General features: G+C 67.6%; 15 protein-coding genes. 4 read left to right on the top strand and 11 right to left on the bottom strand.

Features of this window, described 5'->3' with window-relative positions; all coding sequences use genetic code 11:
• The 9 genes from JW876_02195 to JW876_02155 all read right to left on the bottom strand — a co-directional run.
• The coding region (locus JW876_02195) for a hypothetical protein (protein ID MBN1884321.1) at nt 1–1,355 on the bottom strand (1,355 nt) is incomplete at its 3' end.
• A 137-nt stretch (nt 1,356–1,492) separates the two neighbouring features.
• On the bottom strand, nt 1,493–2,971 hold the full coding sequence (locus JW876_02190) for a hypothetical protein (GenBank protein ID MBN1884320.1): 1,479 nt from the start codon (nt 2,969–2,971) through the stop codon (nt 1,493–1,495).
• Between the two features lie 18 nt (nt 2,972–2,989).
• Complete coding sequence (locus JW876_02185; GenBank protein ID MBN1884319.1) at nt 2,990–4,102, bottom strand: DUF4876 domain-containing protein; 1,113 nt, start codon at nt 4,100–4,102, stop codon at nt 2,990–2,992.
• A gap of 8 nt (nt 4,103–4,110) precedes the next feature.
• Entirely contained in the window at nt 4,111–5,241 is a 1,131-nt protein-coding gene (locus JW876_02180) for a DUF4876 domain-containing protein (GenBank protein MBN1884318.1), read from the bottom strand.
• A 9-nt stretch (nt 5,242–5,250) separates the two neighbouring features.
• Nucleotides 5,251–6,375 carry a DUF4876 domain-containing protein gene (locus tag JW876_02175; GenBank protein MBN1884317.1) on the bottom strand — a complete coding sequence of 375 codons (1,125 nt, stop codon included), beginning with the start codon at nt 6,373–6,375 and terminating at the stop codon, nt 5,251–5,253.
• Entirely contained in the window at nt 6,372–9,170 is a 2,799-nt protein-coding gene (locus tag JW876_02170) for a TonB-dependent receptor plug domain-containing protein (protein MBN1884316.1), read from the bottom strand. Before JW876_02170 ends, JW876_02175 begins: the two co-directional genes overlap by 4 nt.
• A gap of 391 nt (nt 9,171–9,561) precedes the next feature.
• Entirely contained in the window at nt 9,562–10,662 is a 1,101-nt protein-coding gene (locus JW876_02165) for a dipeptidase (GenBank protein ID MBN1884315.1), read from the bottom strand.
• 91 nt (nt 10,663–10,753) lie between these two features.
• Complete coding sequence (locus JW876_02160; GenBank protein ID MBN1884314.1) at nt 10,754–11,251, bottom strand: type II secretion system protein; 498 nt, start codon at nt 11,249–11,251, stop codon at nt 10,754–10,756.
• Nucleotides 11,252–11,357: 106 nt separating this feature from the next.
• Complete coding sequence (locus JW876_02155) at nt 11,358–11,582, bottom strand: NifU family protein (GenBank protein MBN1884313.1); 225 nt, start codon at nt 11,580–11,582, stop codon at nt 11,358–11,360.
• A gap of 359 nt (nt 11,583–11,941) precedes the next feature.
• On the opposite strand from JW876_02155, the gene JW876_02150 reads away from it, so the two are divergent.
• The 4 genes from JW876_02150 to JW876_02135 all read left to right on the top strand — a co-directional run bounded on the left by JW876_02150 (nt 11,942) and on the right by JW876_02135 (nt 18,280).
• On the top strand, nt 11,942–15,427 hold the full coding sequence (locus JW876_02150) for a right-handed parallel beta-helix repeat-containing protein (GenBank protein ID MBN1884312.1): 3,486 nt from the start codon (nt 11,942–11,944) through the stop codon (nt 15,425–15,427).
• A 70-nt stretch (nt 15,428–15,497) separates the two neighbouring features.
• Nucleotides 15,498–16,415 (top strand): cation transporter, encoded by a 918-nt coding sequence (locus JW876_02145; protein MBN1884311.1) that lies wholly within the window; start codon nt 15,498–15,500, stop codon nt 16,413–16,415.
• Nucleotides 16,412–17,545 (top strand): DegT/DnrJ/EryC1/StrS family aminotransferase, encoded by a 1,134-nt coding sequence (locus JW876_02140; protein ID MBN1884310.1) that lies wholly within the window; start codon nt 16,412–16,414, stop codon nt 17,543–17,545. The genes JW876_02145 and JW876_02140 overlap by 4 nt, the downstream gene beginning before the upstream one ends.
• Nucleotides 17,546–17,560: 15 nt before the next feature.
• Nucleotides 17,561–18,280, top strand: a complete 720-nt coding sequence (locus JW876_02135) for a tetratricopeptide repeat protein (GenBank protein ID MBN1884309.1) — start codon at nt 17,561–17,563, stop codon at nt 18,278–18,280.
• A gap of 85 nt (nt 18,281–18,365) precedes the next feature.
• Here the strand turns inward: JW876_02135 and JW876_02130 are convergent, their stop codons facing one another.
• A complete protein-coding gene (locus JW876_02130) occupies nt 18,366–22,967 on the bottom strand; it encodes an Ig-like domain-containing protein (protein MBN1884308.1) in 4,602 nt (1,533 codons plus the stop codon).
• 263 nt (nt 22,968–23,230) lie between these two features.
• Nucleotides 23,231–25,804, bottom strand: a complete 2,574-nt coding sequence (locus tag JW876_02125) for a DUF11 domain-containing protein (GenBank protein MBN1884307.1) — start codon at nt 25,802–25,804, stop codon at nt 23,231–23,233.
• Nucleotides 25,805–25,824: the final 20 nt, after the last annotated feature.

Below are 25,824 nucleotides of genomic sequence, written 5' to 3'. Positions count from 1 at the left end.
GGGTCGAACCAGTGCTGGCCGTAGAAGGCGTCGAAGTTCGACACGGTGTGCTGGAGCTCGGTCCAACCGTTCACTCCCGGGTCGCCCTCGGCCTTGCAGAGGTAGCCGTTGGATCCGCAGGCGTAGATCGTCGGATAGTACACGCCGGAGCCGAAGGTGCGGATGATCGCCACGTCCTGGATATCCGCCGCCCAGTTCTCGGGCGCGACGCAGCCGAGCCCGGTCTCGCCGGTGTCCATGTCCTTGTACAGGAAGTTTCCGTTGTCGCCCGCGCCGATGATCGTCTTGCCCCACTCGGCGAAGGTCAGGATGCCGCCGAAGCCGAGGCCGGGACGGTAGAGGTGCTCCCAGGTGGCCCCGCGGTCCTCGGAGAGGACGAAGAGCCCCTCGTCGCCCACGGCGACGACCCTGTCGGTGCCGGGGAACGCGGAGCAGTCGCGTACTTCCTCGCCCCAGAAGGCGGGATGGCGATCCCACGTCGCGCCGTTGTCGGTCGAGAAGAGCGCGATCGAGGCGGAGGCGGTGCCGCCGCCCATGACGAGGACCTCGCCGTCATCGAAGTCGATGACGCTGTAGCCGTACGTGTAGGCCCCGTAGGCATAGGTCGGATCGGGAACGTCCCAGCTCTGGCCGTAGTCGGTCGAGACGACGAGGATCGTCGGCTGCGGACCGATGGAGGAACCCCAGCCCGTGGCGACTGCCGTCGAGTCGTCGATGACCCAGACGGCCTCGACGTCGCTCCGCGTGTAGGGGTAGGGTCCGAAGCTCACGGTCGCGGCGAGCCAGTTAACGCCGCCGTCCGTCGTGTACATCAGGCCGTCGCTGTCGGAGGCCGTGCAGCCGCGCAGCGCGTCGAAGAAGCCGATCTCGTTGACGTCGTCGGTCGATGTCTGGCTCGTGGCGGCGACCCAGGTGGTCCCGCCGTCCGTCGTCAGCAGGATGACGCCGGCGTCGCCGCCGATCCATCCGTGCATGCTGTCGAGGAAGAAGACGTCGTTGAGATCCGCCGTCGCGATGACGCCCTGCTGGGGATGCGTGTTCCAGTTGGCGCCGCCGTCGGTCGTGTAGCACAGCGTGCCGTTGTCCCCGACCGCCCAACCGGTGTTGACGTCGAGGAAGAAGATGTCGAAGTACTCCTCGGTCGTCGGGGTGGTCTGCTCGACCCAGGTGTATCCGCCATCGGTGGTCTTGTAGATCAGGCCGCTCGCGCCGGAGACGTATCCGACCGTCGAGGTGACCATGTGCGCCGCGTACCAACTAACATCGTTCTCGATGTCGTATTCGGTCGTCCACTGGGCGGCCGCCGGCGCGGCGATCAGGAGCAGAGCGATACAACAGCTGAAAAATCGAGTCATGCTGGCACCTCCTCGCTGCTGTATCAAGTATGCGTGTCGTCAGGGGAATTTACTTTCCCGGCCGCTCTCCCGACGGGCCGACGTGCAGATCCGCCCAGCGGCCGAAACGCGGAAACCGGGAACCCACCTCCTTTCCGTCAGTCGACGAATCTCGTGAACCAGACGATTCCACTCAGACCCGTTCGGTTCGAATCGTAGTCGTCGTGCATGTAACTGCTGTAGAGAAACTGGGTGTCGATCTCCCAGCGCCCCGTCGCGTACCCGAATCCGCCGGTGAAGCGGTACCGGTCCATGTTCGCGGGGAGCTGGAGCCAGCGGTCGACCGGGTAGTCGATCACCTCGAAGCCGCCGCGGACCGAGTAGATGTTGAGCACCCGGTACTCGAGGGCGAGCCGCCCGATGTTCTGGACGATCTCCGCCGAGCGGAAATCGTTCGCGCCGTAGTCGAACGCGTCGATGTCCCAGCGGTTCATGACGTACTCGACGCTCGTCAGGAGCCGCAGGGGCTCGATCCGGTAGGTGAGCCCCGCGCCGACGCTCTCGAGCGTCGCCGGGTTCTCGAAGAGCAGGATGTCGTCGTACTCGGGGCGGCGCGCCCACCCGTCCTGCTTCATCAGGCGTCCCTCGACGCCGAGGACGAGCGGCATCGATTCCACGTACCAGCGCGCACGCGCCTTGACGTCCCACGTCTCGTCCTGCCAGAACCCCTTCGGATCGCGGCGCGTGGCGTTGTACTGGAGCTTCAGCTGCTCGAGGGTGTAGTCGGCGAGGAGGGCGAAGCGGAAGCGCTCGCCCATGTAGTACTGCTGCAGGCCGACATCGACGCCCTTGAGGACCTCTCGGATCGAGAAGCTCGACGAGGCCCGCACCTCGACGATCCCCTCGCCGTACCAGCTGTAGAAGATGTTGTCGAATCCCTCGTCCGTCTTCGCGAAGCTCGTCCGGTTCTGCGTGCGGATCGGGCGGGCGACGAGACCGAACATCCAGCGGTCGCGCGGCGACCAGAGGAGGCCGAGGTTGCCCCGGAAGTTGTTGTGCACGATCTCCGGCCGCGTGTACTCCTGTTTGAGGTCGGTGCCGATGTCGTAGTCGAATCCCGCGCCGATGTGCAGGTCGTCCCGGAGCCGCAGGCCGTAGTCGACGTGGATCGAGGGACCGTAGTACGTGAAATCCCCGATCGTCTCGTCGACGAGGTAGAAGGGATCGTTGTAGCCGTCGATCTCGAGGTTGTACGCGGTCTCGCGCCGCCGCAAGCGCTCGTAGGTGACCGAGCCGCGCGCGACGTGCCGGTCGCCGAGCTTCTTGATCCCCTCGAACCCGGCGTAGAGATCGTTCGTCAGGTGGGGATCGTAGAACCGCTTCAGGTCCCCCCGTTCCTCCTCGATGCCGAAGAGGAAGCGGATCCACGGCTCCTCGAAATCGAGCAGGAGATAGGCGGGGTTCGCCCCGTAATCGTAGGGGTTGAGCTGGTTGTCCGCGTCCTCGAGGGATATCGAGGCGTCGGCGAGCGTCGACAGCCGCAGCTCCGTCGCCCGCGCGCCGGTCCACGGCATCGCCAGACAGGCGGCCGTGGCCGCCGCGATCAGCGTCATCTTCATCGATCGGTACTCCTTCACGATCTCCTCCGCGTCACGTCAGTGCTGGTACCCCGGGGTCGGAGGCCCCACGATTACGAAATCGAATGTGCTGTTGTTGGAATCGAGACCCGGGAAGCGCCGTTCGATCGATTGCGCCGTGTACCGGGCCATGCCGTTGCCGCCGAGGCCGGCGTCGACCTCGCGGCTGATGTACTTGTCGGATTCGGGATTGGCTGAATACTCGACCGCGTCGACGACCGTCCAGAGCGGGATGTGCAGGTAGGTGCTGACGGTGCCGGAAGACGGATCGGCGTAATCCTCGAACCAGTACTCCTCCCCCGTCGCGATCCAGACGGCGGCGTGGTTCAGGTTCATCGAGAAATCGGTGCCGTTGTCGGTGATCGTCGTGAGATTGGGCACCCCGGGCACGTCGTAGTCGTTGCCGAGGGGGCTGAAGAACTCCCAGTCGGCGCCGGAGAGGTCCACCCCGAAACGGCTGTAGAGGGAATGGTCGATCGCGTCGCAGGCGATGACGAGATGCCGGCCCGGCTTGATCGGGCAGAGCTCGGTCACGCCGCGCGTGCCGGGGAAGGCGAAGCCGTAATAGCCGAGCGCGAAATCGATCGCCTGGAAATCGACCATCCCGGTGATCTGCGTGCCGCGGCAGACGATGTAGCCGTCGAGGAAGATCGTCTCGTTCGAGGAGTTGTAGAGCTCGATGAACTGGTCGTAGTAGTAGTATTTCGACGCATCGGACCCGCAGTAGAAGACCTCGTTGATGACGAGGGGCGACGCGGTGAGGTACGACATGAACACGGTGTCGACGAGCCCCGTCACGTGCCTGAGGGTACGGCTCATGTTGCCCAGGATGAGGACGTTCTCCTCCTCCCGCGTCTTTTCCGCGACGAATATGTACTCGCCCGCGGGAAGCCCGGCGATCGCCACCTTCCCCTCGCCGTCCGTCTCGTAGGTCTCCTGGAGATAGAAGGTCGTCGCGTTCACCCTTACCGTCGCCTCGGCGATCGTTCGCCACCCTTCCCCGGCCGTCCGTGATGTGTCGACGGCGTAGAGGACGATGCTGTTCGCCCCGTCGGGATCAGACGGCTTCTCCTTTATGCACGCCGGCAGGGCGGCGAGCAGGGCCGCGATGGCGATGGCGAACTTTCTCATCTCTCTCCTCACTGCACGTGCGAGTAGCCGACGGTCGGCCTCGCCGAGAGCTCGAAATCGAAGGTCGAATCGTTCGTGTCCAGTCCCAGTTCCCGCCGCTCGGTCGACTGGCCGCTGTACTTGGAGTTGCCGAGACCGGCGAACCCGGCGTCCACCCGGTAGGTCAACTCCTTCGTCGCCTCGGTGGTCGAGGCGTACTCGATCCCGTCGACGACCGTCGAAATCGGGATGAGCGCCTGGAATTTGCCCTCGTCGTACTCGTAGAAGGAATATTCCTCGCCCGTGGCGAGGACGACCGCGCCGTGCGACAGGTTTATCAGGTAATCGATGCGGCTGTCCGGATGGATGCTCGTGACGTTCGGCACGTTGAGGTTGTCGTAGTCGTTCCCGAGCGGATTGAAGAACTCCCAGTCGGCCACGGAGAGGTCGATGCTCTTCGGCACCCACACCTGGTGGTTGACCGCGTCGGCGGCCACGACGACGAACTCGCCCGGCGCGATCGGGTACCGGCGCCCCGTGACCGGCGTGCCGGGGAACTGGAAGGCGTAGAGGGCCCGCACGTAATCGACCTCGTCCTGGTCGGGATAGTAGGTCTGCATCTGCCTCGTGATGATCTTCCCGTCGAGGTAGAGGGTGTCCCGCGAGGAGTTGTAGAGCTCCACGTACTGGTCGTAGAAGAAGTACGAGGAGGCGTCCGACCCGGCATAGAAGACCTCGTTGATCAAAAGGTCGCTCGTTCCGACGATGTCGGTGATCAGCGAATCCTCGACGATCCCCGTCCCGACGACGAGGATGTCGGCCGACCCGGTGAAGACCTTCTTCTTGCCGTCGGCGAAGGCTTCCTTCCTGGCGAAGACGCTGTAGTTGCCGGAGGGCAGCTTCTCGAACAGCCCCTCCGATCCGCTTCCCGTGTTGAGCGATCCGGTGTAGTCGTGCGACCGCCCCTGGACCCGTATCTCGACGCTGTCGACGGCGAAGGGCACGCCGGGCTGGCTCCCGGGAAAGAACCCCGAGATGTCGGCGACGGTGACGTAGAGCCGGCCCGATCCGTCGGGCTCCCCGGGCATCTCCTTCGCGCAGCCGGCCAGCGCGGCCAGGATCGCCGCCGCCAGCACCGCCGTCGCATTTCGTACGCTCATGGCGATCTCCTATTCGGCGTGGGAGTACCCGATGGTCGGGCGCGCCGAAAGCTCGAAATCGAAGGTCGAATCGTTCGTGTCGAGGCCCGGCTCGCGCCGTTCCGCCGACTGCCCGCTGTATCGCGTGTTGCCGATCCCCGCGAATCCCGCGTCGACGCGTGTGGTGAGTTGCTTCGTCTTGTCCGTGCTCGACGCGTACTCGACGCCGTCGACGACCGTGCCGATCGGGATCCCGACGCGGATCGTCTCCTCGTCCATCTCCTCGAAGAAGTACTCTTCCCCGGTGGCCAGCACGACGGACCCGTGCGCCAGGTTGATCAGGTAGTCGGACCTGCTGTACGGGTTGATGCTGATGATGTTCGGCACGTCGGGGTTGTCGTAGTCGTTGGCCAGCGGGTTGAAGAACTCCCAGTCGGCCACGGAGAGGTCGATGCTGCTCGGTATCCAGGCGCTGTGGTCGACGGCGTCCGCCGCGACGACGACGTACTCTCCCGGCGCGATGGGGTACTGCCGGCCCGTCGCCGGCGTCCCGGGGAACTGGAAGACGTAGAGCGCCCGGACGTGGTCGATGTCGTTCTGGTCGGGATAGACCGTCTGCGTCTGCCGCGTGAGGAACATGCCGTCGAGATAGAGCGTGTCTCCCGACGAATTGTGGATCTCGACGTACTGGTCGTAGAAGAAGAAGGAGGACGCGTCGGAGCCCGCGTAGAAGATCTCGTTGATCAGGAGATCGCTCGTTCCCACGATGTCGGTCGTCACGTTTGCATCGACGGTCCCGCCCCCGTCGACGAGGATGTCGGCCGAGCCGGTGAAGATCTTCCTCGCGTCCCCGTCGAGGACCTCCTTGCGCGCGAAGAGGCTGTACCGTCCGGCGGGCAGGCGATCGAAGCTCGCCGTGGAGCCGTTTCCGGTGTTCACGGCGCCGGAGAAGTCGTGCGTGCGCCCCTGGATGCGCACCTCGACGCCGTCGAGGGGGAAGGGCTCACCGGGAACGCTCCCCTCGAAGAACCCCGACACGTCGGCGACCGTGGCGAAGATGCTCCCCGTGCCGTCCGGCTCGTTCGGCATCTTCTTCGCGCACCCCCAGGAAAGCGCGAGCGCCGCGAAGAGGCTTATGGCCGCGAGGCGTCTCACGAACCGCCGTCCTTCGTATCGATCCGCGACCAGAGGTTGTCGAGGATCATGCTGAACTCGACGCCGTAGAAGATGTCCGGGTTCCGGGTCCGCCAGTACCCGAGATCGTCCCGGTAGTACGCCGGATCGTCGAGAACGTTGGTGACGAAGAGGGAGAGCTCGGAGCCCCTCCCGATCGACTTCGTCACGTTGATGTTGAAGAGGAACCGGTCGTTCGGCTGCTTCTTGACCGCGAGGTCGTACGCGTCGTACTCGCGGGTCAGGTTGAGGGCGTCGGAATCCTCCGGCGAGAGCGTCACGTTCCTGCCCGTGACCGGGTCGAAATAGGCGACCGAGTAGGCGTACGGATCGTCGTAGCTCTGGTAGGCGGAGAAGAGGGTCTGCTGCACGAAGAAGGTCACCCACATCCCGAGCCTCTTCACGAACCAGTCGGCGCTGTAGTTGACGACCATCCGCCGGTGCCAGCTCTCCGTGTACCGGTAGAACGGGTAGATCACCTGTCCGAGGGCGGTGTTCGTCCGCGGCGAGGACATGTAGACGCCGTCGGCCCCGGTGCGGGTCTTCGAATAGGTCGCCGACATGCGGAACGCCGTCGAGATCCTCTCGATCCGCCGCGTCGTCAAAAGGAATTCGATTCCGTAGCTTCTCCGCCACCCGACGTTGGCGTAGTAGTCGAGCTTGTCCGGCGTCGTGTAGAGCGTGTCGATCGGCACCGCCGAGTCGGGATCGGGCCAGTTCTCGTAGCGGTACCGGTAGAGCGTGAGGGGCGTCGTGACCGACCGGAGGATGTCGTCGGACCGATCGTAGAAGCCGGTGAAGGTGAGCCCCACCGAGCCGATCTTCTGGTCGAGCGACGCCTCGCTCTTCGTGCTCTGGTATCCCTTGAGCTCGCGGGTGAGATCGTCCCAGTTGAGGACGTAGGTGGAGATGAGCGGCGTCGAGTCGGGGGGCGAGACGTTCTCCTCGATGATGTCGATGTACTCCGGGCCCTGGGATATCATCGTCATCGACGGCATCTTCGAGCTCTTTCCCCAGCCGAGACGGATCTGCGTGTTGTCGCCGAGCGAGTACTTCGCCCTGATCCGCGGGTTGAGATACGTGCCGTTCCTGCTCTCGACGATCCCCTTGTCGTTGAAGAGCCCGTCGAGGTGCAGCTTGTAGGGGGTGTACATCTCGTAGCGGAGACCCAGGTTGATCGAATAGGGCTGCATCCGCCAGAAGCCGGTGATCTCGTCCTCGAAATAGAGGTTCGCCGTGTGCAGCGCGGGGACGTCGTCGAAGGAGCGCGGCCGGTACCCGAGGTTGCCGTAGGGAGGCTCGAGGGGGTTGAAGATCTTGCCCTCGCCCCGGTTGTCGTCGAAGGTGTACTCCCCGCCGAAGAGCAGCCCGTGATCGAGGCCGAGCAGCCCGAGATCGTAGCGCACGTTCAGCTTGGTGTTGACGTTCCACTCCTCGCCGCGCGTCCAGATGCGGTAGAGATACGAGCCGACCTGCAGGATCGCCTCGTTGGTGCCGCTCTCCATCGCGTCGGTGAGGACGCGCGTGTCGGCGCCGGTGAGGGACTGCTGGTAGGAATCGCGCTTGGTGTACTTGATGTTCGCCCGCCACTCGAGCCGCATGTCGTCGCTGACCGCGAAGTCGATCGTCTGCCCGTAGATGTAGGTCTTGTCGTTGTTCTTGCGGACGACCGAGAGCGGGTCGTCCGACTTGTAGTCCTCTTCGTCGTCGACGCCGGTGTAGTAGAACTTGTTGAGCAGCGAGAGCCGGTCGTCCATGAACTTGTTGCGGATCGTGAACTGGCCGTTGTAGCGGGCGTACTCGTCGCCCTCGCGCCTGATGTTCCGCTCGCTGTAGGCGTAGTTGGCGTTGTAGGAGATCCCCGTGCCCCGCCACACGAGACCGCCGGAGAGGTTCCCCTCCTTCGTGTCGGGATTGGACTTGATCTTGAGCCGGTGGGGCTGGCGACCCATCTTGGTCTTCACCTTGACGAGCCCCGTGGTCAGATCGCCGTACTCGACCGACGGGACGCCGGTGATGACCTCGACGCTCTCGATGTTGTCGGCGGGGATCGTCCGCAGGTCGACCGCGGAGCCGGCCGTGCTCGAGACGGTCCCGCTCGCGGTGCCGGGGCCGGTCTGGAGGTTGGCGTTGTTGGAGAGGGTGATGTCGTCGATGATGATCTTCGTGCCGAAGAGGGCGGCCTGGTTGGCCGAGGCGTCCCCGCCCGTGCCGGAGGAGCCGCGGAGGATCACCTGCGACTTCTCCGAGAGCCCGGGATTCTTGGTGCGCTCGACGCCGGGGATGATATCGAGGATGTCGCCGAGGTTCGTCGAGAGCTGGTGCTCGATCTCGGCGCTCGAGATCTGGTGTGTCGTCTCGATGTTCTCGGGGAGCAGCTCGCGCTTCTCGATGACGTTGATCCCGCCCATCGAGAAGAAGATGTTCTGGCGCGGGTCGCCCGGGACCATCTCGCACTTGTAGGTCGTCACCTGCCCGCCCTCGACCTCGATGTCCTGGTAACAGGTGGCGAAGTACTCGTCCATGTGGATCGTGATGCTGTACTTGCCGGGGTCGAGGTCGAAGAAGAAGCGGCCGTTCGCGTCGGTCAGGGTGCTGATCGTCGTTCCCTGGATCGTGATCAGCGCCTTGCCCAGGGGCTGGCTCGTGTTGACGTCCATCACCCGTCCGACCAGCCGCCCGCGTCGGGCCGCGCCGGCGCCCTGGGGGGCGACGATCAGGGCGATCAGGAAAAGGATCAGGAATCCCCCCGTACGGGACATGCTCCGTGTTGCCATACGTCCTTCCTTGCCGGTCCGACATCGGGTTATCGTGTCTATTATCATTGACATATATCCAGCAGTCTCGAAGCGATAATCATTTTGCCATATCCGCCCCGCGATGTCAACGCCTATTTCCTTATCTCCCATGCAGTTGGGAAAAATGGTGGTTTTCCCTACCTTCCGGCGAACGCCTCGATTCGACGCCCCGGAGAGGACCCCGCACCGGACGGCGATCCGTTCCGTTTACACCCCCTGCCAGAAAGATACGTCGCCGGGCGTCGGGATGCCACTACCGGCGATCCATCCCCGTGCCGGGAAGATGGCGGATCCGGGACGGACGCGCCCGGACGGGCGTGCCGGAACAGGGCGACGCGCCGGAAATCGGTGGGCGGCCGCGGCGGCCCGGTCAGCGGCACACCGCGCCGAAGACCCGCAAGAGATTGCCGCCGAGCAACTTTCGAACGTCCTCCTCGCCGTGGCCGCGGTCGAGGAGGGCCGCGGTGAGCGCGGGCAGGTCAGAGACGTCCTCGAGGCCGTCCGGCGTGGCCGAGATGCCGTCGAAATCCGAGCCGAGGCCGACGTGGTCGACGCCGGCGATCCGGACCGCGTGGTCGATGTGATCGACGAGGCGCGCGATGCCGGGGCGCTCGATCTCGTCGAGGCGGGAACGGTACTCCGGCCAGAGCGAGTTCCACGCCGTCTCCATGTCGCCGCCGCAGAGTCCGGTGAGCTCCCGGCGGCGGCCCCGCATCTCCTCCCAGAGGACGTTCACCCGGTCGAGGTAGCCCTTGTCGAGGAAGCCGGCGAAGAAATTGACGCAGACGACGCCGCCGTTCCCGGCGAGCGCCCGGAGCATGTCGTCGCTGATGTTGCGCGGGATGTCGCAGAGCGCGCGCATGCAGGAGTGCGAGACGAGGACGGGATTGGCCGTCTCGCGGAGGACGTCGAAGAAGGTGCTGTCGGCGGCGTGCGAGAGATCGATCACCATGCCCAGCCGGTCCATCTCGGCGACGACCGCGCGGCCGAGATCGTTGAGTCCGCCCCAGCGGATCGTGTCGTTCGCCGAATCGGCCCAGTTGTTCGTGTTGTTCCAGGTCAGGGTCATGCAGCGCACGCCGAGGCGGTGGTAGTCGCGGAGGACGCCGAGGTCGTCCATGATCGCGTGCCCCCCCTCGACGCCGATCACGGCGGCCGTCCGCCCCTCCTCGACGATCCGCCCGACGTCGCCGCCGCCAAGGGCCACCTCGAAACGGTCGGGGTGCGCGCGCGCCGTCTCCCAGATCCCGTCGATCATCCGCAGGGTCCGCTGGATGTACTCCCCCTCCGGGTAGTCGGGATTGATCCAGCAGGCGAAGATCTGCGCGTCGAGCCCGCCCTCGGCCATCCGCGGCAGGTCCATGTGGCCGTCGGCGAGACGCTCGCCGAGGTCGACCGGATCGCGGCGGACCAGCCGCATCGCCGTGTCGCAATGAGCGTCGAAGACCAGCGCCGCGTGGTGGATATCCATGAACGAATGATACCGCATCGGAGACGCGGAGCGAAAAGAAAACGCGGGCCGGGGGCCCGCGCCGGGTCGATCGGTCACGCGATCGCGCCGCTCAGTGGACGAGCTTGGCGCCCGTCGCGGCGTCGCCGTAGACGTAGAGGGCGTAGGGCAGGATGCTCTTCGTGCTCCTGATGCAGTAGTCGAGGTTCGTCGGCCCGCTGAAGCGGATGTCCGGGCTGTTCGAGGCGAAGAAATCCCAACCGCCCTGGTTGCCGGCCGTCGCGCCGCCGATGTAGGCGACGTCCTCGATGACCTTCCCGCCGTAGAACTCGAGCCAGACCGTGTTGATCGTGGCGGGGAACTCGTTCTCCATGGCGTAGTAGGAGGTGAGGGCGATCTGGATGTTCTTGACGTTCTGGAGGACGACTGCCACCTCGGCAGCCTTCTTCGAGCGGTAGAAGTTCGACATCACGATCGTCGCGAGAAAGCCGATGATCTCGATGACGATGAAGAGCTCGAGCAGGGTGAATCCGCCGACGCCCAGGCGGCCGAGGAACGACCTCTTGCCGCGGTCGCCGCGACGCCGGAAACCGTATATCAATGCGCGCATGCGTCGCAAGATGCACTCCTCCCGCGTGATTGAGCGTTTATATCATGCTCCGGGGGGGAGTGTGCAATAATCGTGACAATCCACGGCGGACCGCAGCCTGCCGGAATCAGAAATCGACCGCTTCGACCCGCTTCACCTCGGGGATGCGCTCCTTGAGGACCCGCTCGACGCCGAAGGCGAGCGTCATCTGCGACATCGGGCAGCCCGCGCAGGCGCCTTTCAGCTTCACCCTGACGACGCCGTCGACCACCTCGACGAGTTCGATGTCTCCGCCGTCGGCCTGGAGGCTCGGCCTGATCTCCTCGAGAACCTTTTCGACCTGTTCGTTCATCATTCGCTCCTTGCCCGTGGTATCGGTCGTTGCCGGCGCCCCCTGGCGGGACGCTTCCTGAATGATAGTACAGCGCCGCCCGGCGGCCAAGCCCTATCCGGCCGGCGGGTCACGCGGCGCGTACCGGGGGAAAAACGGCTTGTTTCGCGCCACCCGGATTCGTATGTTTCATCGTGGTGCCAGTATCCCCTGGAGCACCGCTCTCAGATGGCTCGACTCTTGCACGAACGGCCCCGTTTGCGGGGTATCCGTGCGTCCGTTCGTCGACGGCCGCCCGGCGACCCGCGGGGGCAGCAGTCCTTGACGCCTTCAAGGCGCTGCATCGCATGCCACCACATCAGCAAGGAGACGCACGCCCCATGAAATCGTCCCACCGCCTGCATTGGACCGTTATCCTCCCCCTCCTCGTCGCCATCGCGCTCTGCCTCGCCGTTCCGGCGGGCGCCGACGAGAAGAGCGAGCAGGAACGCATCGACGAGATCAACCGCCGGATCGCCGAGAGCGGCGGGCACTGGACCGCGGGTCACACGACCGTGGGGAGTTTGTCCCCCGAGGAGAGGAAGATGCGGCTCGGCCTGCTGCCCACCCCGCCCGACGTGCTGGCGCGCACGCCCCTCTACGCGCCGTCGGCCACCGCGGCGCTCCCCGACGTCTTCGACTGGCGGACCCTCGACGGGACGACACCGTCCAAGAACCAGGGGAACTGCGGTTCCTGCTGGGCCTTCGCCGCGACCGGCCAGGTCGAGGCGCACATCCGCATCTTCGACGGCCGGATCGAGGACCTCTCCGAGCAGGCGATCGTCGACTGCAACACCCGCGGCGCGAGCTGCGACGGCGGCTGGGCCTACGCGGCCTACGAGGTCTTCCGCGACTACGGGGCGGTCCAGGAGAGCTGCGTACCCTACCAGGCGCGCGACGACCTGCCCTGCACGCAGACGAGCTGCGAGGTGGTCGGCCGGATCTCCAGCTGGAGCTACATCCCCAACAGCGTCGACCAGATCAAGCAGGCGATCTACGACACCGGCCCGGTGGCGACGTCGATCACGGTGCTGGACAACCTCTACAACTACGTGTCGGGCTGCTACTCGAGCGACACGGAGGACGTCGTCAACCACGGCATCCTCATCGTCGGCTGGGACGACAACCAGTGCGGCGGCGAGGGCGCCTGGATCATCAAGAACTCCTGGGGCGACGACTGGGGCCAGGACGGCTTCGGATACATCAAGTACGGCGTCTGCAACATCGGGACGAGCACCTACCAGATCTCCTACATCCCCAGCAACGTCTACGTCCGCGTCGACGCGCCGACCGGCGGGGAGAGCATCGACGTCGGCGACGACTACCTCGTCGAGTGGACGCTGCAGCGCGAGACCCCCGACTCGATCGCCGTCTATCTCAGCATCGACAGCGGCGAGAACTGGGACTACACGATCGCGAGCGGCCTGCTCGGCGCGCCGACCTCGCTGCTCTGGACCGTGCCGAACCTGCCCGTGACGACGGCCCGCGTGAAGGTCGTCGCCTGGTACGGCGGCGACATCGGCGGCTTCGACGACAGCGACGCCGACTTCACGATCGTCGGCGCCCCCTACCGGTACGCATCCCCGACGGGCGGGGACGTCTATCCCTACTCGATCCCCGCGTGGGCGGCCGTCGACATCCGCGACGCCATCGCCGCGTCCGTGGCGGGCGACACGATCGCCGTCGCCGCCGGCACGTACACCGGCGCCCTCACCGTGTCGAAGAGCATACACCTGCTCGGCGGCTACGACGCCTCCTTCCTGGCGCGCGACCCGTCCGTCCATACGTCGACGGTCAACGGGAACGGCTCGATCGTCTCCTTCATGAACGTCGCCGGCGACTGCGGCATCGAGGGCTTCACCATCACGGGCGGCACGGGGCGCGAGGCGCAGATACCGTGGCTGGCGCTCTACGGCGGCGGGATCTTCAGCTACAACGCCTCTCCCGTCATCCGCGGCAACGTCATCACCGGCTGCGGCTACGCCGGCCAGACCAACTTCACCGGCGGCGGCGGAATCGCCGCCTACGGTGGCGCGGTGACGATCGAGGACAACGAGATCGTCGCCTGCGCGGCGAACGGCGGCGGCGGGATCTACCTCTACCAGACGACCGCGACGATCCGCGGCAACCATATCGAGGGGAACGCCCCGAACGCCCTCTACAACGGCTCGAAGTACGGGGGCGGCATCTACGCCAACCATGCACCGGCGTACCTCGAGGACAACTCGATCGAGAACCACTCCGGGTACCTGCGCGGGGGAGGCCTCTACGCGAAGCTCTGCCACGTCGAGATGTCGGGCGACACCGTCTCGTCGAACGAGACCGTGGACGTCGGCGGCGGCCTCTGCTTCGATCACGCCACGGCGATCCTGGCGAAGGTCGTGGTCGGCGGCAACACCTCCTCCTCCACCGGGGGAGGCATCTACGCCCGCGCCGGCAACACCCAGATGACGAACTCCCTCGTGTACGGGAACGCCTCCTCGATCATCGGGGGCGGCATCTACGCCGACAGCACGTGGGGCGAGATGGCGAACAACACGATCGACCGCAACACGGCCGTCTACGGCGGCGGCAACCTCTTCCTCTCGCAGCCCGCCCCGACGACGATCAAAAACAACCAGATCACCTACGGCGGCACGTACGGCTTCCAGGCGAGCACGCTCGCCGGCGTCGTCTTCCGCTACAACAACCTCTACGGCAACACGGGCGGCGACGTCTTCGGCGTGACGCCCGACTCGACGAACTCGGGCTTCGCCCCCCTCTACGCCGACACGGCGGCCCTCGACTACCATTTGCTCGTGCATTCGAGGGCCATCGACGCCGGCGACCCCGACGGACCGGCCGATCCCGACAGCTCCCCGGCCGACATCGGCATGTTCGGCGGACCGGCGGCCGATCCGGCCGCGCCGGCGCGCGTGACGGGCCTCGTCGCCGCCGCGACCGGCGACGAGACGATCCGACTCACCTGGGACGCGCCGGCCCCCTCGGGGATCGCCTTCTACGCAATCTACGCCGACACGGCGGCCGCGTTCGCGCCGGCCGAGCCGGTCTGCGTCGACAGCGTTCCGGCCGGCACGCTCCTCTACGATCACGAGCCCGTCGCCGGCTGCCGGTGGTACCGCGTCTCGGCGGTCTCGGCCGCCGGGTACGGGGGCGGGTACAGCGGCGAGGCGACGGCCTGCACGGCCGGCGCCGACGCGCCGCCGGTCGTGACCGTCGTCGCGCCGAACGGCGGCGAGACGGCCGGGATCGGCGACACGCTCGACATCCGCTGGATCGCCACGGACGACGTCCTCGTCGATTCGATCGACGTCTACGTCTCCTACGACGCCGGCTCCGCGTGGTCGCTCATCGCGGGCGGCGAGTTGAACGATTCGCTCTTCTCGTGGATCGTCCCCTCCGGCACGAGCGACTCCTGCCTCGTCCGCGTCGTCGCGTGGGATTCCTCGCTGCAGACGGGCGGGGACGAGAGCGATTCCCTCTTCGCGATCGAGGATCTGACCGCCGTCGGCGACGACACCGGCGGCGACGTCCCCGAGACGCCCGCGTGGGTCAACGCCCTCGAGCCGAACTATCCGAACCCCTTCAACGGCACGACGACCCTCCGCTACTCGCTCGCCGAGCCCGCGTTCGTGGAGCTGGCGATCTACAACCCGGCGGGGCAGCGGATCCGCATCCTCGAATCGCGGCGCCGCGGGGCGGGCAGCCACGAGGCGGTCTGGAACGGGCGCGACGAGGCGGGACGCCCCGTGACCTCGGGCGTCTACTTCGCCCGCATCGCCGCGGGCAAGTACCGCCAGACCCGAAAGATTGTCTATCTCCGGTAGGCCGGTTCGTGTACACTGTCGCGACGGAAGCCTCCGCGCCATGCCGGCGCGGGCTTCCGTCGCCGCGTCTATGGCACACGAGCACCGTCATCACCCGACCGACCTCGCCGAGGGCCGCCGCATCACCTGGGCCGGCATGGGGATCAACGCCGTCCTCATCATCCTGAAGATCGGCGGCGGCATCCTCGGGCGGAGCCGCGCGCTCCTCGCCGACGGCTTCCACTCGGTAAGCGATCTCGTCTCCGACGTCTTCGTCCTCGTCGGGCTCCACTTCTTCCGCAAGGAACGCGACCGCGACCACCCGTACGGGCACGGCAAGATCGAGACGCTCGTCACGCTCGCCGTCGGCGTCCTGCTCGCCGTCGCCGCCTTCCGCATCGGTTTCGACGCGGCCGTCGCGCTCCGCCGCGGCGCGCCCCCGTCGCCCGGGCGGTTCACGATCCTGATCGCGGCGCTCTCCCTCGTCTCCAAGGAGCTCCTCTACCGGGCCACGGTGCGGATCGGCATGCGCCTGCGCAGCGAGGCCCTCGTGGCGAACGCGTGGCACCACCGCTCCGACGCCTGGTCGTCGGCGGTCACCTTCGTGGGAATCACCCTCGCCGTCTTCGTGCCCCGCCTGCGCATCCTCGACGCGTACGCAGCGCTGCTCGTCTCCTTCTTCGTCTTCAAGATCGCCGTGGAGATCGGCTGGGCCGCGGCCAGGAAGATCATCGACACGTCGCCGCCGCAGGAGCTCATCGATCGCATCGCCCGGGAGATCGAGGCGGTCCCCGGCGTGCTCGATTGCCACGACCTGCACGGCCGGTACTACGCCGACCTGATAAGCATGGAAGTCCACGTGGGCGTCGATCCGGCGATCACCGTCTCCGCGGCGCACCGGATCGCCGACGCGGTCTCGGAGCGGGTGACCGACCGGTTCGACGAGGTCTCGAGCCTCCTCGTCCACCTCGACCCCCACGGGGAAGACACAACGGAAGGAACGGGATGAGAAAGGTCGAATTCTACCGTCACAACATCGGCGACGACGAGATCGAACGGGTCAACGAGGTGCTGCGCTCGCTCTTCATCACCACGGGGGACGCGGTGAGCGAGTTCGAGCGCGAGCTGGCCGGCTACCTCGGCCTCCCGCACGCCGTGGCGGTGACGAGCTGCACGTCGGCGATGCAGCTCGCCCTCATCGCCGGCGGCATCCGCCCCGGCGACGAGGTGATCACGACGCCCCTCTCCTTCGTCGGCACGGCCAACAGCATCATCATGGCGGGCGGGACGCCCGTCTTCGCCGACGTCGAGCGCTCGACGGGCAACATCGACCCGGCGGCGATCGAGGCGGCGATCGGGCCGAGAACGCGCGCGCTGCTCCCCGTCCACCTCTACGGCCAGTGCTGCCGGATGGACCGGATCCGCGAGATCGCCGACCGGCACGGTCTCCTCGTCGTCGAGGACGCAGCGCACGCCCTCGAGGCCGACTGGCGCGGGAAGCGCTCGGGACACTGGGGGGATTTCGCCTGCTTCTCCTTCTACGCGACGAAGAACATCACCTCGGGCGAGGGCGGGGCGATCTCGGCGAAGACGGACGAGCACGTCGACCTTCTCCGCAAGCTGCGCCTGCACGGGATGAGCCGGCATGCGATCGACCGCTACACGAAGCATTTCCGGCAGTACGACGTGGACACCTTCGGCTGGAAGTGCAACATGGACAACATCCATGCCGCCCTGCTCATCGGCCAGCTCAGGAAGGTGGGCGAATGGCGGGCCCGCCGGCAGGAGATCTGGGAGCGGTACGCGGCCGCCCTCGCCGGAATCGACGGGATCGAGCTGCACGAGGCGCTCCCCGACGGCGTGCACAGCTACCACCTCTTCACCTTCCTCGTCGACGCCGACCGGCGGCTGCGGATCATGGACCGGCTCCAGGACCGCGGGATCGGCCTCTCGCTCAACTTCCACCCGATCCACCTCTTCACGTGGTACCGCGAGACCTTCGGCTACGCCGAGGGGATGTTCCCCGTCGCCGAGGAGATCGGCCGGCGGACGATCAGCCTCCCCCTCTACCCGAAGCTCGCCGACGAGGAGATCGATTACGTCGTCGACAACGTCCGCGAGGCGATGCGGGAGCGGTGACACGGGAGGGATCCGATGAAACGAATCGCGGTGCTCGCCGCGGCCGTCGCCCTGGCCGCGGGCTGCGCGGCGCCAGACGAGGCGCCCGTCCCCGAAGACGCCGTCGCCGACTACGCCCGGTCGCCGGGGCCCGCGGCGTTCGAAGAGCTCTACCTCTCGCTGCGCGGGGCGGGAACCGACTCCCTCGCGGCGGCGATCGACATCTGCCGCCTGCACCTCGCCGAGATCGAGCGCTGCCTCGACACCCTCCGCCTGCACCACGGCGAGCTCGACCGTCGCTGCAGGCGGCATTTCGCGCAGGTACAACTCGACATGGGCCGCACGCGGGAGGCGGCCCGCCTCTTCGAACAACTCTGCGCCGAGGAGCCGGACTACGCCTGCCCCTTCCACAAGCTGGGCATCGCCTACCGCGATCTCGGCCGACTCGGGGAGAGCCTCGACTGCCTGCGCCGCTCGGCCGAGCTCGCGCCGGATCACCGCTCGTGCTTCGACGACCTCGCGCGCACCCTCATCGCCCTGGACCGGCCCGGCGAGGCCCTCGAGGCCTTCGAGGAGGGCTGCCGGAACTCCGAAATCGCCCCCGGCGACCCGGACCGCGAGTCGCTCGCAATCGAGGCGGAGTTCCTCTACCTCGACCTGCTCGAGCGCTGCGGCCGGGGCGGGGAAGCTGCGGCGCAGCTCGCGCGGCTCCGCCGCGAGGCACCGGGCGACCGGCGGCTCGCCGGATACGATTGATCCGCCGGAAACGAGACTCGCCGAAATGAATCGGGGGAGCGGCCCGTGCCGCTCCCCCGTTCGTTTTCCAATCGCCCGGGGCCCGTCACCTGAGCAGCACCATCTTTTTCGAGAGCCGCTCCTTGCCCGCCGCGAGGCGGTAGAAGTAGATGCCGCTCGAGCAGGCCTTCCCGCGCGCGTCGCGGCCGTCCCACGCGGCGACGTGCTCGCCGGCAGGGAGCGTCCGGTCGACGAGCGTGGCCACGAGCCGCCCGGACACGTCGAAGACGTCGAGCCGCACCGGGCAGCCTGACGGCAGCCGGAAGCGGATCTCCGTCGCGGGGTTGAAGGGGTTGGGGCGGTTCTGGCCGAGGGCGAGCGGCAGTCGCGGCACCTCGACCGGCTCCGTCTCGAAGAGCACGCGCGGCTCGTCGGCCCCCGGCTTTTCGCAGGCGACGCGGTAGACGTAGCTCGCCCCGCCGGGGGCCTCCCGGTCGACGAAGGTGAAGACGAGATCATTTCGCTCGATGCGGGCCGCATCGAGCGCCGTCCACCCGTCCGCCCCCTCGACCGCGCGGGAGACGACGAACGAGACGTCGTCGTCGATCTCGGAGAGCGTCCAGGTGAGCTCGATGCCGCCGCCAGAGAAGGCCGCGTCGAAACTCTCGAGGAGGGTCCCCGGCAACCAGCAGTCGTTCAGGTAGAGATGCGTCATGACGTAGCACGGCTGGAGCGGGTAGCCGGCATCGCAGTTGGCGAACTGTATGACGCCCACGTCGGGATGCGGAACGATCCGGATGCTCGACGCGTTCATGTCGGTCAGGTAGCAGGTCTGGCGGAAGAGCCAGGTCCATTCCATCGAGCATTCGGAGAGACAGGCGCTCATCCCGGTCGCGAGACTGCCGAGATAGACGGAGAGGAGCGGACTGTCGGTCACCGTCGCCGGTATGACGTTCTGCGGGTATGAGATCATGAACTCGGCGCACATCATCCCCCGGTCGCTCGGCAGGCACCACACCCACATGTCGAAGGGGATGAAGCCGCCGGGGCTCTCGAAACAGGAGTTCGTATGCTGCCCGTCGAGGAAGAGTCCGACGTAGCCGGCCGGGGGCAGGGTGACCCGCCTGAACTCGAGGCGGCTGTCCGGAACGATGACGTTCCCCTGCCGGTCCTCGACCCCCGTGACGGACAGGGTATAGTAGACGTTCGGCGCGGGCGACTCGGCGAGCGTCAAGGAGACGCGGTCGCCGGACGGCACGGCGCTTGTGATGGCGATCGTCTCCGACGGGTAGTCGCTCATCCAGGCGGCATAGTGCGACGGGTCGCCCGCGGTCGTCGTGTCGACCGGCTCGGAGAAGCGCACCGAGAGCCCCGTCGCGCCGACGATGCCCACCGAGACGAGCTCGGGGGGCGTCGTGTCGAGGGCGGTGAACTCGACGCTCGAACCGGGGACGATCGGGTTGCCGGCGAGATCGACGACATCCGATACGGTCAACCGGTAGAGGACGCCGTACTCGAGCGTCTCCACGGTGAGGCGGACGGCCGCGGGATCGGCCAGCGGCGAGGCCGCCACAACCGCGTGGAGCTCTGCCGTGTCGGCAGCCGCCGCGAGACGGTAGTTCGCCGCCACGGCGAGCGAGGCCGGGTCCATCCGCTCGTCGAAGACGACGTCGACGACGGTCCGGGAGACCGCCCCGGCGCTCACGATGGCCGGCGGGAGGGAGTCGGGAAGCACGAAGGTCATCGCGGTCCCCGAGACGGTGGGATTCCCCTCGAGGTCCTCGACGCCGACCGCCTCGGCGACGTAGACGACGTATCGCTCGAACCGCCCGTCGACGACAAGCCGCACCCGGTCGCCCGCCGCGAGGAGCGACGCCGACAGGACGGCGAGCTCCTCCTCCGGCAGGCCGGAGGGAACAACCGCGTAGTGCGCGGGATCGGAGGCGGTCGCCCCGTCGAGGATCTCGTCGAAGTACAGGACGGCCGAGGAGTCGCTGTCGGCGCCGACCGCGTCGAGGGTCGGCGGGAAGACGTCAGCGAGGGCGAAGACGTACTCGTTTTCCGGCCCCACGGGGTTGCCCGAGCGGTCCTCGACGCCCGGCGCGCCGAGACGGTACGGCGTCTCGAATGCAAGGGCCTCGCCGAGCTCGAGGGTGACGGAGAATCCGTCCGCCTCGGGAACGGCCGACGAGATCGGCACGGAGTCGGCCGGGGCGCCCTCGGGCGCGAGCGACCAGTTTTCCGTCTCCCCCGCCGACGCGCTCGACACCGGCTCGTCGAACCAGACGAGGAGCCGGCTCGGCGAGAGGGCCTCGACCGAGTCGATTGCCGGGGCCGTCGTGTCCGGCCAGACGAAATCCGCCCAGCTTCCCTCCGCGATCTCGCGCCCGACGAGATCCCGCACGTTCGACACGGAGACGGTGTAGGTGCTGTAATGCCAGAGAGGCGCGCCGAGCGTGAGCGTGACGGTGACGGTGTCCGGGCCGAGCACGGCCCCGGTCACCGGGAGCTCGCTCGACGGATTGTGGTCGTGGAAGACCGCGTAGTTGGATGCCTCCGTCGCGGAGGCATCCTCGACCGGCTCGCTGAAGACGACGTCGACGAGGTACTCGCCGGCGCCGACGGCGTGGTCGATCATCGGCGGCAGGTGGTCGCTCGGATGGAAATCGACCTCGCGCCCGGGGCCGACCTCGTTCCCGACGATGTCCTCGGCGCCGGCGGCGCTGAGGGTATACCAGACGGTCGCGTCGAGGGAGCCGCCGAGAACCAGGTCGAAGGTCTGTAGCCCGGCGCCGGGATAGACCGAGTCGACGGGCACGACGACGGTCGAGTCGTCACGCTCCCACACCCCGTAGCTCGCCGGGTCCATCGTCGGTCCCAGGCCCATCATCTCGCTGAAGGTCACGCGGACCCGTTCGAGCGTGAGCGCCTCGACGTCGGTGATCGACGGCCGGTCGCGCTCGGGCATCACGAACCATTTCTCGTCGTATTCCGGATCGATTTCGAGCCCCGCCTCGTCGGTGACCCCCTCGGCCCGCAGGGTGTAGCGGCGGCTCTCGACGAGGCTGTCGGCGAGGGTGAGCCGGGAGCACCAGTATCCCTCGTACGGCTCCCAGGGAGCCGCTTCCGCGGCGACGACGTCGACCTCGACCGAGGGATCGAAGTACTCGAAGAGGGTGAAATTGGCCGGATGGGCGATCGACGCCGAATCCATCGGCTCGTTGAAGCAGGCCAGGATCGTCGTGTAGTCCTCGGCGGTGATGGCCATCAGCCGCGGCGGGGTGATGTCGCCGACGGTGAAATCGACCGTGGTGCCTGGAGGCACGGGATTCCCGGCGAGATCCTCGACCCCGGAGACGGCGAGGGTGTAGAACGCCGTCGAGACGAGTTCCCCGCCGAGGACGAGCCTGGCCGTGGCCCCCTCGACGAAGACGTTCGACACGGGCACCTCGGCGGACGGGTTCGTCCTCGGGTAGACGCGGTAGTGGCCGACGTTCGCGCCGCTCGCCGGATCGATCGGCTCGGTGAAGACGACCTCGACCTGCGAGAGGGAGAGGGCGCGGACCGAGAGGACGCCGGGAGGCTGCAGATCGTCCACGGAGAACCACACGCCGTTCGGCCCGACGGGGTTGCCGGAGAGGTCGACGACGTCGTCGGCGCGCACGAGGTAGCTCTCCCCCGCCTCGAATCCCGGGGAAACGGCCAGGTCGACCGTCCAGCCGTCCGCGCGGAGATGCGCCGACCCGACCGCCGGCACGGGAGCGGACCCCGCCGGCGTGATGGAGTAGTTATCGATCTCTTCCGCCATCGCCGGTTCGAGGGGTTCGGAAAACACCAGGACGAGGAGGGATTCCGACGAAACGGAGGCCGAGAGGATCGTCGGAGGATCGGCATCCTGCCCCATGAAGGTGGCCGGGGACCCGGCGAGGGGATAGCCGGCCATGTCGACGAGGTTCGACGCCCGGAGCGTGTATCCCACGCCGGAGACGAGGGGTATGGCGAGCTCGAGGAGGGCGACGTCGCCCCCTCCCGAACGCTCGGCGCTGACGACCTCGATCGGAGAATCGGGCCAGCCCGTCTCGTAGACGAGGTAGTTCGCCGGGTCGTCCATGCCGTAGGGGAAGAGGATCTCGCTGAACCGCGCCACGAGCGACCGCGAGCCGGTCACCGACACCATGCCGTGCATCGGCGGCGTGACGTCGAGCGGACAGCTCTGGTTGAGGCAGAGATCGGGATACGGCACTGCCGGCTCGATCGGGAAGAGCTCGAGGCAGGTGGCCACCTTGACCATTCCCGCCGTCGGGTGGTCGACGACACGAACGGAGGCGGGCTGCCCGTCCATCACGACGATGGTCTGGCGGCACGCCCAGGTCCAGTCGTCGCGGCAGGAGAGGAAGCAGATGCTCGCTCCCGTGGCGGGCGCCCCCAGGATCACGGAGACGTCCGGGTGGACGCTGAGGTTCGTCGGCACCACGGTGGACGAGAACTCGAGCGCGAACTCGGCGCACATCATCCCGTTCACGCCCGGGCGGCACCAGACCCACATCTCCACCTGTTCGAAGGGGGCGCTCGTCGATGCGTCGGCATCGGCGTGCAGGCTGTCGACGTAGAGACCGATCGTTGCGATGGGCGGCGCCTGCGCCGCCGCCGCCACCGCAATGAGCGACGACAGGACGAGCGCGGCCGCCGCGAGGCGTACGCGTGTCATGGACCCCTCCATTCTCCTCGATTGTCGGTGAGTCGTTGGCAGTGCTTCGTTTCCGCATCCTCCCCGCGGGCGTGCGCAATCCAGTACCAGGCCGATGGACGCCCGGCATATTGATGAGACGGTGGATCTGTCGCGATTTCCGCCGGAATTATATCATGATTTCAGGGTTTTTTCAACCTCCAGCCCGGGAAGACCCGCCCCCGGGAGACCGGGATGGGCCGTCCGGGGCGTGAAACCCGGATGGTGCCCGCTCGAGGACGTTCCTACCGGATCAGTGCGCGGTAGACGATCCGGCCGGTCTCCCCCGGCGCGAGGACGACGGGGGCCTGTCGCGAGAACACGAGGCGCAGCGTGCGGGTGGCCGGGTCATAGAGGGCCTCGTCGGCGTCGGACGGGTCGGCGGTGAGGTAGACGGGCGCGCCGCCCCGGACCCACTCGATGTCGAGCCCCGGCCCGAAGGCGTCCATGATGAGATCGACCTCCGCGGGCAGCGGGTCGGCGATCTCGATCTCCCGCACGTCGACGAGGCCGGGGTTGGTGAACTCGATGGTGTAGGTGATGACGTCCCCCGGGTGCGCCTCCGGCAGGTCGACGCTCTTGACGAGATCGAGCTCGCCGGTGGCGCTGGCGATCACCGTCACCCGCCCCCGGACGCTGTCGTTGAAGTAGGGCTTGTCCTGTTTCGCTCCGTCGACGATGACGTCCCATGAGCCGGCGAGGCAACCGGCCGGCACGGTGACCGACAGCAGGTAGAGGCCGGCGGGCACGCCGCGCAGTCCATCGGTCGAATCGCCCGCGGCGACCGTCCAGCCGGTTGGAGCCGTCCACGTGAGGTCGAAGGCGTCCGTCCCCTCCTCGTTCTGCGCCTCGACGAGGAAGAGGACCGTCTCGCCGGGAAGGGCGGTTTGCGCGGACTCGCCGCCGAGACCCGAGCCGGCCGGCCCGTAGATCCCGTCTCCGTCGCCGTCGATGAGGAGATCGGTCTCGTTCCCCGAGCCGACCGTTACGTTGGCCGTCACGCTCTCGCGAACGAGCGGGTTCGCCTCGGAGACGCCGTCCAGGATCGTCAGCTCGGTGTTGTAGGGCGCCCCCCCGGGGATCGCCACGCGGAGCCAGAGGGTCCGGCGCTCGCCCGGCAGGAAGGCCGGCGTCGTCCAGGGCAGGGCGTGGGCGACGGCGCCGTCGTCGAGGAGGGCCGTCCAGCCGCCGCCGGGGCCGGTCCACGAGACGGCGAAGGAATCAACGAGCCCGCCGTCGTTGCGTATCTCGACGGGGAAGACGACCGTCGCGCCCGGCGTGCCGGCGACCGTCGAGGAGCCGCCGAGCCCGGCGCCGGTCAAATCGACGATCCCCGCGCCGCTCCCGCCGATCACCATGTCGAGGCGGGGGGCGACGACGCCGGCGACCGCCGTGACGGCGTCGCGAACGAGCGCGTCCGAGCGGGAGCGCGCATACAGGACCGTCCCGTAGTCGCCGCCGGCGAGGCCGCCGGGCACGTCGACGGCGAGCACGTACGACGCGGCGCCCCCCGCGGGGATAGGCGCGGTCGTGAAAAGCGAGGTGCGCGTGGCCCCGCCGTCGGCGACCGTCGCCGACAGGGGGGCGTCCGTCCGCCACCAGACGGCGAAGGAGTCCTCCCGCGCGCCGTCGTTCCGCAGCTCGATCGCGAATCCGATCGTCTCGCTTCCCGCGGTCTCCGTGCGGGCGTACCCGCCGCCGCCGTCCGGATCGACGACGCCGGCGCCGTCGCCGTCGACGAGGAGATCGGCGAGGAAGCTCGACGGCACGACGTCGACCCCGAGCGTTGCCGAATCGACGAACCGGGCGTCGGTCGTGGAGACGGCGTCGAGGATCGAGGCGTACGAGCCGACCGCCGCGCCGGCCGGGATCGCGATCCTCGCCTCGAGGGCGAGGATCCCCCCGGGAGCGACCGGCGGGGTCGTCCAGGGGAGCGCGTGTTCGGCGACGCCGTCGAAGACAACGACCGTCCAGCCGGCGGGGGAAGAGACGGACAGTGTGAAGGAGTCGGCGCCGGGACCTTCGTTCTCGACGCCGATGAGGCAGGAGACCGTCTCCCCCCCTTCGCCGCTCTGGAGAAAGGTTGCCCCCGCGCCGGTGCCCGCGAGGCCGAAGAGGTCGTCGCCGTCGCCGCCGGCGATGAGATCGACCCGGCGCGTCGCGACGACGGAGACGTCGTCGACGAACGCCCAGGTCTCGTACTCGTTGTCCTCGCCGTTGCGCTGCCGGAAGTGCACGCGGATCGTCTGGCCGGCGTAGGCGGAGAGGTCGGCCGTCACGCCGATCCAGCCGCTGTCCTTGAAGCTGTAGTTCACCTCGCCGAAGGAGGCCCGGACGAGCTCCTCGAGGACGGTGCCGGCCGGGTCCCTGATCTCGACGACGAAGGGGTCCCGGTCGATCCCGTCGTAGCCCTGCTGGCGGTACCGGAACGCGAGCGTCGCGCCGGTGACGAGGGCCGGGATCGCGACGTCCTGCTCCATGAAGCCGTAGCGCCGCCGCTGCGGCCGGGCGTACTTGAAGCCGAGGAGCGCGGAGTAATTACCCGTGAAGGGCAGGTCGAGCGTGACGAGGTGGTCGGCCCAGGTCGGGTTCGTCGGCCCGGAGACGTTCGCCGCACCGTGCGTCCACGCCGGGTCGAAGCCGCCGCTCTCGAAGCCGCCGCCGGCGACCAGCTCGGCGGAGGCGGCCGGCGCCGCGGCGGCGAGAAGCGCGGCGAGGAGCGCCGCGGCCGCGAACGGCATGCGCATCGTTTTCGCGGCGAGGCGCACGCGGCCCGCCGCCCGTCCAATCTCTTTCCGTCTCGTCAGTCCGTCCGTCATCGTCGCTCCCGTTCCGTCGC

The sequence above is a fragment of the Candidatus Krumholzibacteriota bacterium genome (assembly GCA_016931295.1).
Lineage (GTDB): Bacteria > Krumholzibacteriota > Krumholzibacteriia > Krumholzibacteriales > Krumholzibacteriaceae > JAFGEZ01.
Note: the sequence above shows the minus strand (reverse complement) of the source record. Positions and strands in the feature narration are given on the sequence as shown.

What these genes read in the sequence shown, in the direction of transcription:
- JW876_02185 (MBN1884319.1), bottom strand. Translation starts at nt 4,102, where the DNA reads ATGAGAAAGTTCGCCATCGCCATCGCGGCCCTGCTCGCCGCCCTGCCG.
- JW876_02180 (MBN1884318.1), bottom strand. Translation starts at nt 5,241, where the DNA reads ATGAGCGTACGAAATGCGACGGCGGTGCTGGCGGCGGCGATCCTGGCC.
- JW876_02170 (MBN1884316.1), bottom strand. Translation starts at nt 9,170, where the DNA reads ATGGCAACACGGAGCATGTCCCGTACGGGGGGATTCCTGATCCTTTTC.
- JW876_02165 (MBN1884315.1), bottom strand. Translation starts at nt 10,662, where the DNA reads ATGGATATCCACCACGCGGCGCTGGTCTTCGACGCTCATTGCGACACG.
- JW876_02160 (MBN1884314.1), bottom strand. Translation starts at nt 11,251, where the DNA reads ATGCGCGCATTGATATACGGTTTCCGGCGTCGCGGCGACCGCGGCAAG.
- JW876_02155 (MBN1884313.1), bottom strand. Translation starts at nt 11,582, where the DNA reads ATGAACGAACAGGTCGAAAAGGTTCTCGAGGAGATCAGGCCGAGCCTC.
- JW876_02150 (MBN1884312.1), top strand. Translation starts at nt 11,942, where the DNA reads ATGAAATCGTCCCACCGCCTGCATTGGACCGTTATCCTCCCCCTCCTC.
- JW876_02145 (MBN1884311.1), top strand. Translation starts at nt 15,498, where the DNA reads ATGGCACACGAGCACCGTCATCACCCGACCGACCTCGCCGAGGGCCGC.
- JW876_02140 (MBN1884310.1), top strand. Translation starts at nt 16,412, where the DNA reads ATGAGAAAGGTCGAATTCTACCGTCACAACATCGGCGACGACGAGATC.
- JW876_02135 (MBN1884309.1), top strand. Translation starts at nt 17,561, where the DNA reads ATGAAACGAATCGCGGTGCTCGCCGCGGCCGTCGCCCTGGCCGCGGGC.
- JW876_02130 (MBN1884308.1), bottom strand. Translation starts at nt 22,967, where the DNA reads ATGACACGCGTACGCCTCGCGGCGGCCGCGCTCGTCCTGTCGTCGCTC.
- JW876_02125 (MBN1884307.1), bottom strand. Translation starts at nt 25,804, where the DNA reads ATGACGGACGGACTGACGAGACGGAAAGAGATTGGACGGGCGGCGGGC.